Annotated in this window: 17 protein-coding genes and 1 pseudogene; 15 read left to right on the plus strand and 3 right to left on the minus strand. The window is 47.5% G+C overall.

Annotated features, from left to right (window positions below; translation table 11 throughout):
• Position 1 precedes the first annotated feature (1 nt).
• Together J4772_RS13045 and J4772_RS13050 are read left to right on the plus strand one after the other, a co-directional pair.
• On the plus strand, positions 2–1,534 hold the full coding sequence (locus J4772_RS13045; protein ID WP_209075530.1) for a MutS-related protein: 1,533 nt from the start codon (positions 2–4) through the stop codon (positions 1,532–1,534).
• Positions 1,531–3,021: a MutS-related protein gene (locus tag J4772_RS13050; protein ID WP_209075531.1), complete on the plus strand. Its 1,491-nt coding sequence runs from the start codon at positions 1,531–1,533 to the stop codon at positions 3,019–3,021. The genes J4772_RS13045 and J4772_RS13050 overlap by 4 nt, the downstream gene beginning before the upstream one ends.
• A 613-nt stretch (positions 3,022–3,634) precedes the next feature.
• Here the strand turns inward: J4772_RS13050 and map are convergent.
• Both map and J4772_RS13060 read right to left on the minus strand, forming a co-directional pair.
• Entirely contained in the window at positions 3,635–4,381 is a 747-nt protein-coding gene (gene map, locus J4772_RS13055) for a type I methionyl aminopeptidase (protein ID WP_209075532.1), read from the minus strand.
• A gap of 7 nt (positions 4,382–4,388) precedes the next feature.
• Positions 4,389–4,967 carry a TetR/AcrR family transcriptional regulator gene (locus J4772_RS13060; RefSeq protein WP_209075533.1) on the minus strand — a complete coding sequence of 193 codons (579 nt, stop codon included), beginning with the start codon at positions 4,965–4,967 and terminating at the stop codon, positions 4,389–4,391.
• A 252-nt stretch (positions 4,968–5,219) separates the two neighbouring features.
• Here J4772_RS13060 and J4772_RS13065 point away from each other — a divergent pair.
• Positions 5,220–5,711 (plus strand): annotated as a pseudogene (locus tag J4772_RS13065) (DNA alkylation repair protein); the annotation flags it as partial.
• A 101-nt stretch (positions 5,712–5,812) separates the two neighbouring features.
• On the opposite strand, the gene J4772_RS13070 reads toward J4772_RS13065, so the two are convergent.
• Positions 5,813–5,971, minus strand: coding sequence for a hypothetical protein (locus J4772_RS13070; RefSeq protein WP_209075534.1), 159 nt, complete (start codon positions 5,969–5,971; stop codon positions 5,813–5,815).
• A 141-nt stretch (positions 5,972–6,112) separates the two neighbouring features.
• Between J4772_RS13070 and J4772_RS13075 the strand changes: the two genes are divergently transcribed.
• The 12 genes from J4772_RS13075 to J4772_RS13130 all read left to right on the plus strand — a co-directional run bounded on the left by J4772_RS13075 (position 6,113) and on the right by J4772_RS13130 (position 17,349).
• Positions 6,113–6,262 (plus strand): hypothetical protein, encoded by a 150-nt coding sequence (locus tag J4772_RS13075; RefSeq protein WP_209075535.1) that lies wholly within the window; start codon positions 6,113–6,115, stop codon positions 6,260–6,262.
• Between the two features lie 100 nt (positions 6,263–6,362).
• Entirely contained in the window at positions 6,363–6,614 is a 252-nt protein-coding gene (locus tag J4772_RS13080; protein ID WP_209075536.1) for a hypothetical protein, read from the plus strand.
• A complete protein-coding gene (locus J4772_RS13085; RefSeq protein ID WP_209075537.1) occupies positions 6,583–7,185 on the plus strand; it encodes a malectin domain-containing carbohydrate-binding protein in 603 nt (200 codons plus the stop codon). Before J4772_RS13080 ends, J4772_RS13085 begins: the two co-directional genes overlap by 32 nt.
• 140 nt (positions 7,186–7,325) lie before the next feature.
• A complete protein-coding gene (locus J4772_RS13090) occupies positions 7,326–8,174 on the plus strand; it encodes a VOC family protein (protein ID WP_209075538.1) in 849 nt (282 codons plus the stop codon).
• A gap of 63 nt (positions 8,175–8,237) precedes the next feature.
• Positions 8,238–8,831 carry an NADPH-dependent FMN reductase gene (locus tag J4772_RS13095; protein WP_209075539.1) on the plus strand — a complete coding sequence of 198 codons (594 nt, stop codon included), beginning with the start codon at positions 8,238–8,240 and terminating at the stop codon, positions 8,829–8,831.
• A 156-nt stretch (positions 8,832–8,987) separates the two neighbouring features.
• Positions 8,988–9,560, plus strand: a complete 573-nt coding sequence (locus J4772_RS13100; protein WP_209075540.1) for a TetR/AcrR family transcriptional regulator — start codon at positions 8,988–8,990, stop codon at positions 9,558–9,560.
• Positions 9,561–9,622: 62 nt separating this feature from the next.
• The gene (locus tag J4772_RS13105) at positions 9,623–11,002 is read left to right on the plus strand and encodes an MFS transporter (RefSeq protein ID WP_209075541.1); all 1,380 of its coding nucleotides are present in this window, start codon (positions 9,623–9,625) and stop codon (positions 11,000–11,002) included.
• A 163-nt stretch (positions 11,003–11,165) separates the two neighbouring features.
• The gene (locus tag J4772_RS13110) at positions 11,166–11,789 is read left to right on the plus strand and encodes a 2OG-Fe(II) oxygenase (protein WP_209075542.1); all 624 of its coding nucleotides are present in this window, start codon (positions 11,166–11,168) and stop codon (positions 11,787–11,789) included.
• Positions 11,790–12,012: 223 nt separating this feature from the next.
• Positions 12,013–13,980: an AraC family transcriptional regulator gene (locus tag J4772_RS13115; protein ID WP_209075543.1), complete on the plus strand. Its 1,968-nt coding sequence runs from the start codon at positions 12,013–12,015 to the stop codon at positions 13,978–13,980.
• Between the two features lie 367 nt (positions 13,981–14,347).
• Positions 14,348–15,988, plus strand: coding sequence for a P-loop domain-containing protein (locus J4772_RS13120; RefSeq protein WP_209075544.1), 1,641 nt, complete (start codon positions 14,348–14,350; stop codon positions 15,986–15,988).
• A gap of 62 nt (positions 15,989–16,050) precedes the next feature.
• Complete coding sequence (locus J4772_RS13125) at positions 16,051–16,359, plus strand: hypothetical protein (protein ID WP_209075545.1); 309 nt, start codon at positions 16,051–16,053, stop codon at positions 16,357–16,359.
• Between the two features lie 108 nt (positions 16,360–16,467).
• Complete coding sequence (locus J4772_RS13130; protein ID WP_209075546.1) at positions 16,468–17,349, plus strand: phosphotransferase family protein; 882 nt, start codon at positions 16,468–16,470, stop codon at positions 17,347–17,349.
• Positions 17,350–17,375: the final 26 nt, after the last annotated feature.

Below are 17,375 nucleotides of genomic sequence, written 5' to 3' on the forward strand. Positions count from 1 at the left end.
AATGGAATATCCGAGCATCCTGTTCGATCACTTGCAGCCATCGACGATTGAGCAAGAGCGTCATTCCTCCGATTTTCTCCAAGATATTCATATGGATAAGATCATCCAAGATATCGTGAAGGGGAAAGAGGAGTACGGGGTGGAGCCCTTGTTTTATCGAAAGCTCGAATCTATTGAGTCTATTCGCTATCGTATCGCGATCATGAAGGAAATCGACCGCTCCGTTTCGGTCCATTCGATGGAAGCTTTCTCTAGGAGCATGCTGAAGGTTCGGGAATATGCCCAATATAGCCGGTCGTTCGCGGATAGAGACCAGCGGATGAAGTGGCTGCTGGATGCCGCTCACCTCTATTGCGAGGCGGTTATGGAATTGCATCATACTTTGGGGGCAGTCGAATTGCAGTCCAAAGGGCTTAAACGTTTCCAAGAATGGCTTACGTACTACATTCATACTTCGTACTTCAGTGCTCTGTTCAAGGCGACGTGCGAGTTACAACAAGTCTTCAGCGGAATTCGGTTCAGCATGGCCTTTGCAGGAGGCAAAATTAAAATAGTTATTGACGATGACGACCAGGAGGACTATTGCCGAGCGTTAAGCCGCGTTTTCCTGCAAGGGCAAGGGAACGAGGAGATCGTCGAGATGCACCTGTCCGGCGGTCTACAGCTTACAGAAGCGGAGACGACCCTGCTGAACGCCATCAAGAAGGAGCATCCCGAACCCTTTCGGAAGCTGCAAACGTATTATGCCAGGCACATGGACTTTATTGAATCCTCCCTTATGGTTTTCGATCGGGAAATCCAATTTTACGTCGCTTGCCTGCAGTACTTCCAAGCCTTGAGAAAGAGAGGTTTGGCCTATAATTATCCGAAAATCTCCGACACGAACGATCTCCGTATCCGTGGGGGATATGACCTTTCTTTGGCATCCTCCGCATTTAACTCAGACCAAGCCATAATCGGTAATCACTTGGATTTGGAGGCTCAGGAAAGGATATGCGTGCTGACCGGCCCGAATCAGGGCGGCAAGACGACGTTCGTCCGCTCGATCGGTCAAATTTTTCACTTAAGCTCCATCGGTTGCCCAGTTCCGTGCGAGGAGGCCGTTCTATTTGATTTTGATCGCATCTTCACGCACTTTCCCTCGCAGGAGCTTCCGGGCGATCAATCGGGGAAGCTTAAGGACGAGCTGCACCGGCTTAAGCCTATTTTAGAGGAGTCCACCGGCAGAAGCGTTATCCTATTAAACGAGTTGTTCTTCACGACGACGACTCACGATGCCTATGCCATGGGGAGCAGCGTTCTGCGGCATTTGTTGCGGAAAGGCTCCATGTGCCTGTATGTCACGCACGTCTTCGAACTCGCGGCCGCTCATGATCGGATCGTAAGCTTGGTTGCGGTAACTGAGGACTACAACCCGGCTAAGCGAACCTTCCGAATCCGGAGACAGCGTGCCGATGGCCTTGTTCACGCCTCTTCCATCGCCGGTAAATATGGTTTGACGAGACAAAGACTGAAGGAACGGATTCAACTATGAAACCTAATTTGCTGCATGAATCCCAGGAGCTCAACCTCGAGCTGCCAGTAAACGAACAACCGCTCTTGCAGGATTTACATATCGAACCGATCTTAAGCGCCATGTCCCGTCAAGACCCGTTCGTATATAGGACGATGAAGATGCTCCTTCTGAACCCTCTGACCGACGAGAATACGATTTTGTACAGACAGCGAATTCTTGGGGACATCCTTCCTGATCCGTCCCTTATCCACCGCCTATATTTTATCGCATCCGATATTGAGCGACAGTCGGAAGCTTATCGGACGCTAATGAAACCGAGCTTCTCGCGCAACGTTCCGATAAGGGAAAAGCTAAAAACCGCAACCGATTTTCTTCCCGTCCTCTTGGTCAAGCTTCGGGAACTTCGGGATCTTGGCAGGGCCGTGCTTCCGAGCTGTAGTTCAACGGGGTTGACGTCCTTATTCCGGCAATTGGAACAGGCTTATACGGACGCCTTTATGGCGGATGCCCGCACTCATCATGAATGTCTTCGACAAGCCGTTGGAGAAGGACAATTGATCATCGGCGGAAAGATCGGGAACGGGCTCAAAGGGACAGGCTATACGCTTCGAAGGATAGAGGCGGCTTCGAGCCTTTCGTTAAAGAGATTAAAACTGGGGAATTCCGGATCCTTTCTTCTCGCGCATAGCTTGAAAGAAATCGAAGAGAGCGCCTTGTCCAACTTGCTTCGGATCGTGAGACGTTTTATCGATAAGACTTTAGTTTTCACGGATTTATTGCGCTTCGAGAGCAGCTTCTACTTGGGATGTACGCAATTGCATGATGAATTGACCAAGCGGGGATGCGAGGCGGCTTTTCCGTTGCCGATAGCGTCCGAAGATAGAAGTCTTTCTTTTACCGGTCTATACGACCCCGGCATGGCCATCCGTATCGGTCGGCAACCGTTCACGAACGATTTGCAAGCCGACGGAATGCGCGTGCTTATGATTACCGGAGCGAACCAAGGAGGGAAAACAACCTTCTTGCGAAGCGTGGGGCTTGCGCAGTTGATGATGCAATGCGGAATGTTCGTGCCCGCCGCCTCTTTCCGAGCCCAGCCATGCGATCATATCTTCACCCACTTCACCAGGGAAGAGGATGATACGATGCGAAGCGGTAAGTTGGATGAGGAATTGGCGCGGCTCGACCGGATCGTCGATCAACTGACATCTCGTTCCCTGCTGCTGATGAATGAGCCTTTTGCTTCCACTACGGAGCGCGAAGGGGCGGCCATTGCGATGGACCTGCTTGCTGTCGGCCATGATTTAAGTCTGAGAATCTATATCGTGACGCATTTCTACGAACTGGCAAGCTGGGCGCAGGGGCAATTGAAGCATGCGGTATTCCTGTCGCCCGTGCGGTCCCAAATAGGGCTGCATTCTTATAAGCTTATTAAACAGGAGCCTACGCCTACAAGCTATGGAGATGCTCTGTATCGGGAGATAATCGGCGGATATTTTGATTGAGCAGGAAATGGAGTAGCTATCTATTTTAATATTTAAGTTCCTTCTATTTTGTCTTTCCAGAATGGAGAGCGTTAAATAATACTAGGCCGCTACGTATAAAGGTAGGGGCTGTCTCATAAGCGGAGTTGTTTTAGGTAATCGATAGACAAAAAAGGGGGATGTACTTCCCGGAGACCTAATTATGACCCACATCGTTTCCAATTTATTGGATATTTAACTTTTACGACGGATCTATTTGCACACATGAGCTTACGCAGGGAAGTTTAGTCGGAAATTCGTACAATGCAGCTCGAACCAGGCTTAAACGCCGAACGCTTGTAGGAAAAACCGCACAAAGCAACTCAGCTCAGACTCAAACGACAAACGTTTGTGGGGAAAATCGTATAAATCAACCAAGATCAGGGATTGTATGCCACTAAAGCATCTTCGATAATTATACGAATAACTTCTGGGGATTATCTGGAAGTGTTGTGGGTCAAGCGTAGTCCGGAGACTGCCTCATACGCTCCTGGAATCACCTTTTCACGGGTTTCCCCATTTCCATTTCAGGAGCGTATAGCATCGAAGAGAGGGGCAGCCCCTTGGTTGGCTTAAGTGGCAGCCTCTAATTCCTCTATTGCGCGGTCAGGATTTGCGGACCTTCAGCCGTGACGGCGATCGTATGCTCGTATTGGGCGGCGAGCTTGCGGTCCAGCGTTCGTGCGGTCCAGCCGTCCGAATCGATCGTCATGTGGAAGGTGCCTTCGGTGATCATCGGCTCGATGGTGAACACCATGCCTTCCTTGATGCGGAGACCTTTGCCGGGCTTGCCTATATGCATATAATTCGGCTCCTCGTGCAGGTTCCGGCCGATGCCGTGCGCGAGAAGATTGCGGACGACGCCAAAGCCGTTTGATTCGGCATGCCGCTGGATCGCGTTCGTCACGTCGCCGAGCCGATTGCCGGGCAGCGCCTGCGCGATGCCGAGGTCGAGGCATTCCTTAGTGACGCGCATCAGCTTCTCGGCCATCGGCGAGATTTTCCCTACTGCATAGCTCCAGGCCGAATCGCCGAGCCAGCCGTCGAGCTCCGCGACCGTGTCGATCGTTACAATATCGCCTTCCTCAAGCGGCTTATCGCTAGGGAAGCCATGCGCGATTACATCGTTGACGGAGGCACAGGTTGCATATCGATAGCCCTTGTAGCCTTTCGTGTAGGGCTTGGCGCCGTGCTTCAAGATAAGGTCCTCGAAGATGCGTTCGATCTCGTTTGTCGTGATTCCCGGTTTGATAAGAAGGGCGATCGTACGGTGGCATTCGGCCACCACTTGGCATGCCTTACGGATGGCTTCAATTTCCTGTTTGCTTTTTAAGATGACCATGTTTGTATCAGGACTCCTTTGTAATAGCTTGCATCGCGAGCTTGGCGATTCGATCGGCGTCCAGCCCAGTAGTACCCGCATAGTAATATAGCCCGCAGCAGCCGACCAGCACGGCAAGCAGATGGTCGACGCTGTCGTCTTCGCACTGGGAGATCGATTGGAGCGGAACGTACAGCCGTTCCATAAACCTTCTCTTGGCGGGGCGCCGATCCTTGTCAGGGAGGCCTACATAATGCTCCGCCGCCATTTTGTAGACGAGATATGCGCGGGCGTCCGACTGCCACAGCCGGAGCAGTGCCTTGCAATACGTCAACAGTTGCCTGTCATCCGGGCTTCCGCTGCTTGCCCATTCTGTCAGAGCTTGCTCGCATCGCTCGAAGCCGCTTCCCAACACATCTTCTATTAATAAATGCCTGTTGGGGTAATAGTGGTATACCGTGCCGTAACCGAGCTCGGCCTCCCGGGCGACGTCCCGAATATCGAAGCTTCCGCCTGTGCGGAAGTAGGCGCGCGCGGCGGCGTCCAGAATCTGTTCCCTGCGCTGCAGGCGGATGAGCTCGTTTTGTTCTTTGCTACGGGGGCACATAGGCGTGTGAACCTCCTTTTTTAGACCTGCAAATTTGTCGATATAAACATCGTAACTCATAAGGCGAGGATATGCAAATAGACCAACGCTACTTCCCGCCGGATGTCCAGAGCAGTACCAGCGCTATAGCGGGCAGCTTATGCAAGCCTGGAGCAAGATCTAATGCGATGGTATTGGTTTATAAAATGTCCAAGCAGAATTAGGTGTTCAGGAGCGTGAACGATAGATGACCTATGAAGAAGTCATGCAGGCAATCCGAAAACGATCACCAAAAAACAACAGCAGCAGTGAATGGCAGGAGCCAATTGGCATGCGCCCGCCGAGTATACGGTAGCGAGAGTGGCTGCGGAAAGTCCTTATGCGCGTGAGCTGGCGCTGGAGTGGATTGATTCGCCGGAGGAATTGATTGCATTGAGCGGATGGAGCACGTATGCCAATTATGTATCGATTGCGCAAGACGATGCGCTCGAGATAGAGGAGATACGCGGTTATTTGGCAAGAGCGCGCGATACCATCCACGACGAGCGCAACTGGGTCCGCTATGTTATGAATACTTTCGTTATTTTCGGTTGGCGCATACGTTGAGCCGTTAACGGAGGAAGCGAAGACAGTCGCCAAGGCGATCGGTAAAGTAGATGTAGATGTCGGCAATACGGCTTGCAAAGTGCCGCTAGCAGCGGAATACATAGCAAGATCGAGACGATGGGCCGAAACGGCAGCAAGAAAAAGACCTGCATTTGTTAACAGAATTGCCGGAAAACTTGCCGCCTATGGAGCGGTTGTTCACGCAGAGTACACCGTTCGCGTGTACTCTCGAATAAGCGAATTATGGGAAGGAGCGCCGACTAAAGGCGTTCTTTTCTTATAGAAGAAAATATTTTTACTATTATTTTGTCAAAGAAATCACTTAAATATTTTTGGACTAGAAAACCTACCACAGAAAAGAATAATGAAATAACTATTATAAACGCAAATAGTTTCAGTCCTGTTCCTATAGCTTCCACTAGATATAACGCCTCCTTCACTTTACCATTATATACTCAACCCCAGGTTTTAACATGGGGCTCTTTTTTGTTTTTGATGGAAGTAAGCGTTTTCATTGAAATGATTGCAGTAATCCATCCGCAAGTTATGAGGAGGATAAAATGATGAGATTCCGCGCTTTGATTCGCTCGCTAGTCGTTTTCCTGTTGTTTGTCGGTACCTTGCAAGGGATTGTTAACCAAGCCGGACCTAAGCTCTATATTCGCGACTATCAGCATGGCGTGCCGATCATAAGGATCACGAATGCATAGATGGCCTCGATGGGGGATTACTGGTTTGAGAAGTTCCGTCAGCCCGGACAATGGTTAAGCGAGATGACGGTAATTGAGATCTCTAGTGTTGACGAATTGATTGCCGAGTTCGCTTCGGAACTATCGACTGGCGACGCTGACGAACAACAACTTTAAGATTGTGAATTCAAGAGACGGCGGAGAGGACACAGCTGCGAACAACCAGCGGGTATACTTAAACGGGGAAGATGTCAGTGGTATCGGCCAGCGCAAGCAATTCGATTTTACGATCGTCGCGCCGTCGACGCCCGGCAGCTACATGTTGGAGTTGCGCATGGTGCATGACGGAGTCGACTCTTTGGCGATATATTGACACTACCAATTACGGTTACGACGGGGTATTCGCAGCGCGTCAACGTTGGCGGAGGAGCCTAACCGATTCGAACGGCAACGCATGGTCAGCGGATGCTGCCTATTCTTCGAGCACTGGTTGGGGGTATTTCGGCATGACAATCACCGCCAGCACGACGGCTGCGATATTGTCCAGGGATTCAAGCTCGGCACTGGACGTCCAAACGTTCAAGACAGCCCGCAAAGGATCTGAATTTGCTTATCAATTTGACGTCGCCAACGGCAAATATCGCGTGACTCTCGGTTTTGCGGAGCTCGTCAAAACAGCACAAGACCAAAGGCTGTTCAGAGTGGAAGCGGAGGGGCAGCAATTGATCTCGGGATACGACATGTTCAAAATTCTTCGCGGCCGCTTCTTCAGTTTCCCTTATTCATTTGAAGTCATTGTGACGGACGGACAAATGAATTTGAACTTCGCGGGTCAAGTCGATCAAGCATCGGTAAATGCGATCTGGGTGTATTTCTTAAGGAAGTTCGAGCTACAGATACGGGGGACACTTTGTATTGAATGTTTAATTACTTTTTTATTGTAACTATCTTGACTAGTTGCTATTCTGTGTTGTAGAATTACTTACATAAAGTAACTAACTATTTAATATACAGTTACTTCGCGAAAATTCGCTCTAGACCAGCTGATTTTCGCTTCAAATAACAAAATTAGCGGAGGTGACAAATGAACTTCCATCGCAAGCCTTACACGTACATCGGTCAAGTCAATCTCAAAGTAACGGATCTGAACCGTTCTCTGGAATTTTACCAACAGATCATCGGTTTCCAGGTACTCAATCAGACCGAGAAATCCGCAGAGTTAACCGCCAACGGACGGACCGTCCTGTTAACGATCGAGCAGCCGGATGGCGTTGTAGCCAAACAAGGAAGAACAACCGGACTGTATCATTTCGCCTTGCTTCTTCCTTCGCGCTCCGATCTGGCGCAGTTTGTCGTGCATCTTTCCGAACGGAACATCCCGATCGGTTCGGCCGATCATCTGGTCAGCGAGGCGCTGTACTTGTCGGACCCGGACGGGAACGGGATTGAAGTCTATCGGGATCGCGATCCTTCGGAGTGGACATGGAATAACGACGAGGTAGCGATGTCTACGGACCCATTGGATTTCCGAGGTCTGCTTGCGGGCGTAAGAGAGCGGACCTGGAACGGTCTGCCGTCCGATACCGTCATGGGTCATATCCATTTGCACGTTTCCGATTTGAACCAAGTCAAACCATTCTATCTTGAGGGACTAGGGTTTGAGCTAATTTTACGTTTCGGCGGGCAAGCGCTGTTTATTGCCAACGGCAAGTACCATCACCATATCGGTCTTAATACATGGAACGGGGTTGGCGCGCCCCAACCGTCTGAAAACAGCGTCGGCCTTAAAGCGTATACCGTCGTCTATCCGAACGTCGAGGCTCGGGCGCAAGCCGTTGCGAATTTACAACGGATCGGCGCCTCCGTATCGGAAGAGGGCGAAGAGTTCCTGACTGCCGACCCGTCGGGAAATCGCATTCGCTTAGTGATTTAACCAAGGTAAGGGATTCGGAAAGAAACAAGCAAATCAGGGTAACATAATAGGTGGTGCGAGAACATGGGATTGTGGGATAAATTATTCGGCAAAACAACCAGGGAGGGTCATGGAATGACTAAGCTTAATATCGGAATTATTTTAGGAAGCACGCGCGAAGGGCGCGTAAGTCCGCAAGTAGGGGAATGGGTAAAGGGGATCGCCGATAAACGCGGGGATGCGAATTACGAGATTGTGGATATCGCCGATTATAAATTACCGTTCTTAGGTACAACCGATGGTACGGAACCGGGGATTGCAGCCTGGAATGGGAAGCTTGCAAGCTTGGACGGCTTCGTATTTATCGTGCAAGAATACAATCACAGCATTTCGGGCGCATTAAAGAACGCGCTCGACTTCGCCCGGGATGCATGGAACAACAAATCGGCGGGAATCGTAAGTTACGGATCGACGGGCGGAGCTCGCGCGGCCGAACATCTGCGAGGAATTATGGGCGAATTAATGATTGCGGACGTTCGCGTGCATCCGACACTCTCCTTGTTTACGGATTTCGAGAACGGCACAGTGTTCAAACCGAATGATCTGCACCTTAACAACGTCAATGCGATGCTCGACCAAGTGATCTCTTGGGGCGGCGCTCTGAAAACATTGAGATAAAAGTAATGAAATAAGGGGCTGTCCCATAAGCGCTTCAAGTTGCTCTCTCAAGCGACTTGGCTTATGGGACAGCCTCTTTTCGGTTCTTGACATGATCACAAAAGTGAAATAGACTAATGATGCAAGTAAGTACTTGCATTAAGGCGGGATGGAATAATGAGCAACAATCAAAGCACCGGCGATAAAATCCTGCTAGCGGCAATCGATCTCATGGCTGACAAGGGATACGATTCTACAACGACCAAGGAAATCGCTAGCGCGGCCGGCGTAAATGAAGTCACGTTATTTCGCCATTTCGGCACGAAACAGAAGCTCCTTCAGGCCGCGGTTAGCCGCTACCATTATGCCGAAGAGATGACGAAGCTTTTTAACGGAACGCTGAAGGGGGAGCTGCATTCAGACCTCCTCACGATCAGTAGAACGTATCACAAGATCATGAATCGAAACCGAAAATTGTTGTTAATCGTTCAGAAGGGAGGAAGCAATCTTCCTGAGGAAGTCTATGAGGAGGCCGGGCGCCACCCGCAACAGCTGAAAAATCTGTTAACGAAATATTTGATCGACATGTCGGATCAACATAAGGTGTTGAAGACGTCGAATCCCGAAATGCAGGCTTTATCTTTCATGTGGATGAATCGCGGCGCATTCAACGGCAACCTAAACGAAGAAAGATTGAACGAGTTTATCGAGGAAAGCGTACGGTTATTCGCTAGGGCTTTAACTCCCTAGTTTTTTATTCCCCACAATGCAAGTATGTACTTGCATACATCCATTAAAAGAGGTGTCTAAACATGAATTCCGATTCGCGTCAGCAAAAAGGCCCGGTATTAATGCGTCTAATGATGTTTACGGTTATGGTCTCGTCGATGAGCGCTCTTATGTTTAACGTTGTGCTTCCGCAAATAAGCGAGGAATTTCACCTTAATCTTGCCGAGGCGAGTTGGCTGTCCTCGGCCTATACGTTAATCTATGCATTCGGAACCGTGGTTTACGGGAAGCTGGCGGACAGATTCCAACTGAAGAGTCTTCTGACGTTCGGTCTATCGCTGTTTGCGGCGGGGTCGCTCATTGGACTCGTTTCTCACAGCTTTTGGATGGCTCTCCTCGGAAGGTGTTTGCAATCCGCGGGAGCCTCGGCTGTTCCGGCCATTGCGCTGATTATCCCTATACGGTATTTTGCGCCGGAGAAGAGAGGTTCGGCCTTAAGCATGACAGCCGTGGGGCTTGCGCTTGGAGGCGCTCTTGCGCCCGTCATATCCGCGATTGTCGTCAGCTTTGCGAACTGGAGGTGGCTATTCCTGCCCTCTCTGTTGATTCTGCTGCTGCTTCCGTTTTATAGAAAATATCTGGAATACGAAACGAAGGAAGCTCCTCGTAAATTCGATTGGCTGGGCGGAAGCCTGCTTGCCGTTACCTTATCGCTTCTTTTACTCGGGGTCACCAACCGAAACTGGATGATCGCGGTTGTCGGATTAGCGGCATTAATCCTCTTCATCGTGCGCATACGAACGGCTAAAGAAGCTTTTATCCAACCGCGATTGTTCCATAACAAGCAGTATGCCGTCGGACTGGCGCTGGCTTTTCTCATCAGCGGCATAGGTATATCTTTATTTTTCTTAACTCCGATTCTGCTTTCCGAAGTTTATCGTCTGGATGTCAAATGGATCGGATTCGCCATGGTTCCCGCGGCGGTAGCCTCCTCGATTCTAGGAAGAAAAGGCGGGAAGCTGGCGGATCTGAAAGGAAATGCATTTCTGTTCTCTGTGGCTTCCGGATCTTTAATCATTTGTTTTGCTTTATTGTCCGTCTTTACGGGGATTTCTCCGTTATGGATTTCGCTTTTTCTTGTCTTCGGCAATGTGGGCCAATCCTTCATCCAGGTCGCCATGTCCAATTCGATATCGAGATCGTTGCCCAAGGACCAGATTGGCGTAGGCATGGGGCTGTTCTCGATGGCCGGCTTCATTGCCCAAGGAATGGCTGCAGGCGTCTACGGCATGATCGTGGCGCAGGGTTCGTCTTTCCAATGGAATCCGCTTCATGTCGATCCGGGCAGCGATCATCTATTTAGCAACATTTATCTCGTTCTTGCCGCCCTGCATATAGGAATCTTGTGGTTCTACCGCTTGAAATTCCGTGCAAAGATTTCAAGCGTTGCGATAGAACAATGAATTTGTAACCGATATGAACGGCGAATTTGCGATGGAGGAGAGCTGTATAGTGCAAATAGTATAAAGATTATGTAGAAAATTACATTCATTAATGGAAGCTATTTTTTTATTCTATAGGTATTTAGTGGAAAATGTCCGTATTCGAATTGTGGAGGCCGACTCTGTGATTTCGGAAATTTCTATTGTACCTATTCAATCATCTTATAGCCTCGACAATCGTATCATTACCGCTGCAGTTCTGAACAAAGAACCTTTGGTTATGAAATTCGAGCAAGTATTGAGCGATGACGAATGCCAAGCCTTAATCGAATCGGCTTCGTCTCGTTTGACGAGATCGAAATTAGCAAACAAAGAAGTCAGCCAAATACGCACGAGCAGCAGCATGTTTTTTGACGCAAACGAAAGTCCGTTCATTGTTGCGATTGAAAACCGTATTGCGAGTTTGATGCATGTACCTCGTTCTCACAGTGAAGGATTACAAATCCTGCATTACGAGCCCGGGCAAGAATTTAAGCCGCATCACGACTATTTCGGACCCCAACATCCCTCTAGTCGTAACAATCGAATAAGCACGTTGATCATGTACTTGAACGATGTGGAAGAGGGAGGGGAAACCACCTTTCCTCGCTTAGGGATTGCCGTCAAACCGACAAAAGGCTCCGCCTTATACTTCGAATACTTCTATGACGATCCCCGAATCAATGAACTAACGCTGCATAGCGGCGAACCCGTTATCCGAGGCGTTAAATGGGTAGCTACGCAATGGATGCACAGGCAACCTATATAGACTCTACGCATGAATAGGTCGACCAGAGAAATTCTGGTTGGCCTATTTTTATACACTGCGCTCTGCGCTTTTAAAACGCTGATCGGACATCCGTACAGTTGACTGATATTTGGATTACCTTTTATTCTGATAATATAGATCACCGCTCGTTGGTAGTTTACAACGGAACAAGGCTTTACTCTAGATGATCTGTAACCTCAACATAAGAAGTGGAGATGCTGTCATGATGCTGCGCCTGGACGAGCACATCCGACTGTGGGACATGGCCCGTATCCGGCATATTGAAGTTCGTAAGATTACCCTGAAACCCGGAGAGCGCGATTCATTCACCTTCCGATCCGGCAGTTTCCTCTGCATCAGCAAAGGCAATGCCTTGATTATATTGAATCGGCGCACCTATTCGGCGAATAACCTGCAAATTTTCCATGTGCCGAATAAAAGCTATTGCGAAGTGAACGCAGGGGTAGAAGGAGTGGAGTACAATATCGTGGACTACGAGGCCGACCTGGGGGAGTCTCTATCCCACGATCTGTTATCCTTGCTGGACAAATGGAATCCTTTCGATTCGGTCTACTATGCGATTCCTTATCAACCGGTGATCCTCTATGATCTTCTCGCGAATATGCTTGAATTAAGCAAGCTCCCGCAACAAGCGGTATCCTTGCAGCTAAAAGGAGTTTTCTACCAATGGCTGTCTCAGGTCATCGAACAATATCATTCCGGGCCTCCGTCGTCCCTAACGGCAAGTCCGGCCGACTTGGTCACAATGACTCTGGAGTATATGCTTAAGCATTATTCCGAGCCTCATACGCTGGATACGCTGGCGCTTGCGGTTAACAGAAGCCCCGGCTATCTGTCGAACTGTTTCAAACAGGTGCTCAATCGCGGTCCGATCGATTGTCTTATTCGCTTGCGAATGAACAAGGCATGCGCGTTACTCGCCGAAACCAAGCTTCCGTTGCGTACGATCGCAGCTGCGATTGGATATCAGGATACTTATTACTTCAGCAATGCCTTTAAAAAACACAAGGGGATATCCCCGCAGCGTTATCGCAAGCTCCTCGAAGAGGAGGATGTTACATTATCTGCAGGGAGAAATTCCATTGTTGCCCCCGAGCAGTCGTGCTATATTCCTATTTGTGATAATGAGAATCATTGTCAATATAGGAATGGAGGGTCTACAAACATGTTCAAACATTCAATGAAGGTACCGACCAGCCTGTTGCTGGCTTTTGGTCTGCTTCTTGGAGGTTGCAGCACCAACGCCGTTAACGATGCCACACCCAGCGCTTCTCTAAGCGCATCCCCGTCCCAGCCGGTTCCAGAAGCGACCGGTTCTGCGAGCAGCGATACGTCCAGTCAATCAAGTACGCGGCTTGTCACAACGCCGTCGGGAGAGCTTGAGGTTCCGACCGATCCCCAGCGAGTCGTTACCGATTTCTATCTGGGCTATTTGTTGGCATTGAATGTCAAGCCTGTGGGAACCAATCGTATGTTTTTGGAAAATCCTTATTTGGAGGATCAAGTAGCGGGCATCGTTGACATATCCGATAACTTGGAGGCGATCGTGGCACTCAATCCCGATCTTATTGTGACAGGGGATGCCAACAAATATGAAGCCTATTCCAAGATTGCCCCTACCTTCTTCCTTGAAAATAACTCCAATGTCCGCGAACAAGTGGAAAAATTGGGCGAGGTTCTAGGCAAACAGTCGGAAGCTTCGGCCTGGCTGTCGATGTTCGAGGAGAAGCTGGCTCGAGCGAAGGAAAGAGTGGGAGCCCACATCAAAGAAGGGGAGACGGTCACTGTATTTGACGGAGGCATCCTCAAGGAAATCACGCTTTACGGAAGCGCCTATACCGGCAAAACCATTCACGGAGAACTGGGTATGCCGATGAATGAGAATGTCATACAGAACATTGATCCGAAGGTGGGCTGGCTGAGCATTTCCAGCGAAGTGGTGGACAAGTATGCCGGAGACCATATTTTCATGGCGGTGAATGCCAAGACCGAGACGTTCGATTATGCCAACGACTCAATCTGGGGAACATTGCCTGCAGTCAAAAACAATGAATTATACGAGATCGACGGGTATCGCTTCTATTTCTCCGATCCAATCTCAGTAATGGGACAAATCGAGGATATTGCCGACATGATGGACGAGCGGGCGCAGGCAAATGCCGCGCGATGATAGTTAGATTGACAATAGGGGAACGGTAGAAGTCATAGGCTTTGAGTTCATTATAATTAATCTTTCCCTTTATTGTGAGTCAACTCTATGTTATGATTCTGTTGCTCTAAAAATTAATCGTAACGAGGTGAGGACAATGAAAACAAAAACAAAATATACGTCCTATCCTCATATTGCTTTTTAGTTGTTTTTTACGGATACATTAGGCTCTGAGGGGAGGATTCACCCTCAGGGCTTTTATATTTAGGCAGAAGAAACGTTTAGGTTTCTTGCCGGTCTATGACAGCCACTTATGGAGTGGCTGTTATTTTTATTATTAGGGGGGTGATCCGGTGATCCGCTTCGGCGTTGACAGTCATCTTACAATATGATTTATGAAGGTTCTTACTATGATGAAGGGGGGACGATAAGTGATCCAACCTATTGGCATAATGATGTTGCTTATTACATTGAACGGACACATAAACTCACACTCGATATCCCCTGTATCACCATAAAAATACCTTTTGACCGTCTCGGCTTAGATGAAAATAGGGATCAGGTTGTTCTTTCAGATTTTGTCTTAAGAGAATGGGTTAGTCATATTGAGGCATTAAATGAATTGATTTATAACCGGTCGCGTTCAAGTAAAGAAAACGGTGCTTTTTATTGTTTTCGTCCAACCAACGTGGTGTTGCAACGTAATGCAGCCTTTGTCGAGGTCATCTCGGAAAAATGGTATCTATGCCTAATGATTACAGTTCAACTTCCCTATAAGAATAATGATAAAGCTATGCGTATGCTCTGCAAAATGCTTCCAAAAGAAGTGGAGGAGTTGATAGTCAACTTTGATCTTGGCAAATTAAATGCTGCCTGTGAGTTGGCTAAAAAACAAAATAGGATACGCGAATGGCTGAAATCCAGTGATTATTGTGCGTTTATTGCGAATGGCAGCATTTTTCCAAGAAATACAAACAACAACGGACCACTCGAAGGTGCCTTTCCTTTTGCATCCCCGGAAGATGTTGAAGTTGAAATTTGCGGATTGCGAGGGATGGGAATAAAAAAGGGCGTAACGGTCATCACGGGCGGTGGTTACTCGGGTAAAAGCACCTTGTTGGATGCGCTAAATTCGGGAATTTACAATCACTGCATAGGCGACGGACGAGAATTTGTAATTACGGATCAAAGTGCAATGGAAATATCCGCAGAGGAAGGCCGGTCCATAAAAAACATCAATATTACCCCATTCATAAAATGGATACCCCATAGTTCGACTGAATCGTTTTCGACGGACTACGCCTCAGGTTCCACATCTCAAGCCGCAAATATAATGGAGGCAATCAACTACGGGAGTAAGCTTCTTCTTATTGATGAAGACAGAAGTGCGACGAATTTCATGATTCAAGACATCAAAATGCGTTCATTGATCAAGCATGAGCCCATTACGCCTTTTACGGAGCGTGTCAGGGAGCTTTATGAGGCTGTTGGCGTATCTTCCGTTCTTGTTATTGGAGGTAGCGGTGAATTTTTGTCGGTTGCCGATCAAATCATCCTGATGGACAATTTTGTGCCACAAAACGCAACCCAGGAAGCAAAAAAATTATGTGAACACGACGAACCGCGCGAACGTATTCCCTTTGCAAAATGGGAGATAGAGAGAAAAATAACCACCGATCACTTTTCGAGCTATCCGAGCGGCAGTGGAAGAGAAAAGCTGAAAGTTTCAACCATGGGGTACATTCTGATTGGTGATGAACAAATTGATATCAGAGGGCTTTATAATATGACATCACCCGCCCAGCTTGCAGCTATTGCCTTTTTAATTCGCAAAATCGCCATAAGCAATCAGGATCGCCTCATCGTTCTTCATGAAAAAATCAAAAAAGGTCTCGAAGATATGGAGAGAGAAGGAGTGGATATGGTATTTTCCTCCTCTTTTCCCGGTTTCGAAAGATGGCTTGAATTACCAAGAATTAATGAAGTATTATCTGTCATAAACCGAATGAAGCATTTGAATTTTATTTAGCGTGAGCAGTCTGAACGCCTCTAAAGGCCAAGAATTTATTAGACGTTTAAGGGAGATAGAAAATGAATGTTTATTTGGCAGAAGTGACGCCCGGTAATTTCGATCAGATTATTAATTTGAAATCCAGTATTGAACAAGAGCAAATGATTCAAATTTTTGAAAGATGGGTGGGGTCGAATGCTTTCTTCCTTGCTGTTTGTCAAGTTTACATATTCACTCCAAAGGCAATATATGACTCTGAGACCTTAATCGGTTTTACTTGTCATGGATATAATCCAGAAACCGATGAAAAAATAGGATTTTTTCCAACGGGAGAAATTGAAAAAGCTTTTCATGAAGAACATGTATTTAAATTAATTTTAGAAGAATAGAGGAATCACGATAAGTAGAATAGGACTGGTCTATCGCGCAATCTCGTATTCAAGTAAATGCGCTTCTGGCGGTACTTCGCTTTTATGATCTGAAACAGGAGGTAGCACATGAGTTCTATTCTTAAGGTTATAGAAAAGCTAAAGTTGAACGCTTTGAACATTGAAGACGTTCCAGAATCATTTAGTTCAGATGTATACAAACTTACTCTTGCCGGTGGAGAAACCGTTTTTGTAAAAATCCCATTTAACAAGGATAAACTATTCCGTGAATTTCAGATGCTTGAAACATTAAAGGATATAATACCTGTTCCTAAGGTATTGGACATTTGGTACGGGGATGAAATTACGACTGGGGCATTGCTTCTTTCGTCAATTCAAGGTATGCCGTGTACAGGAGAAGTTGATAAAAAACTCTCTTATGAAATTGGCGTGTACCATGCTATGCTCCATGAGGTTAAAGCTTCCGGGTATGGTTACCATGTAACCGATGGTTTTAAGTTACTTGACCAAAATAATTGGAGATTGCATATCAAAAGTAATTTTGAAAAGTGGAAAGAGCCATGTAAACAGATTCTCGACTCAAAATTGTATGAAAAGTGTATTCGACACTTTGACGGGGTTTTCTCTGCTTTACCGGATCCTGATGGACCCTGCGTTGTTCACATGGATTTTAGACCAGGTAATATATGGGTGAACGGTAACGAGATTGCGGGCATTATTGACTTCGAGAGTGCTCGTGGTGGGTCGTCGGAAATCGATTTTACAAAAGTCAATCGATACATTTGGGAAGTCGATCCGAGAACAAAGATACCGTTTATTGAAGGTTATAAATCGATTCGACCTATGTTGGCTCTGGAAAAAGTGCTGCCTTTTTATGATTTTTACGATGCTTTCTGCGCAGTTGTTTGGTGTAAAAACAGAGGAATTGAAAAAAATCAAACTTTCCTTCAGGAAAATATTGTTACTTTAAGGAATACGGTGGACTATTGAAGCGGATTGAAGAGAAAAATAGAGAA

The sequence above is a fragment of the Cohnella sp. LGH genome (assembly GCF_017671885.1).
GTDB lineage: Bacteria > Bacillota > Bacilli > Paenibacillales > Paenibacillaceae > Cohnella > Cohnella phaseoli.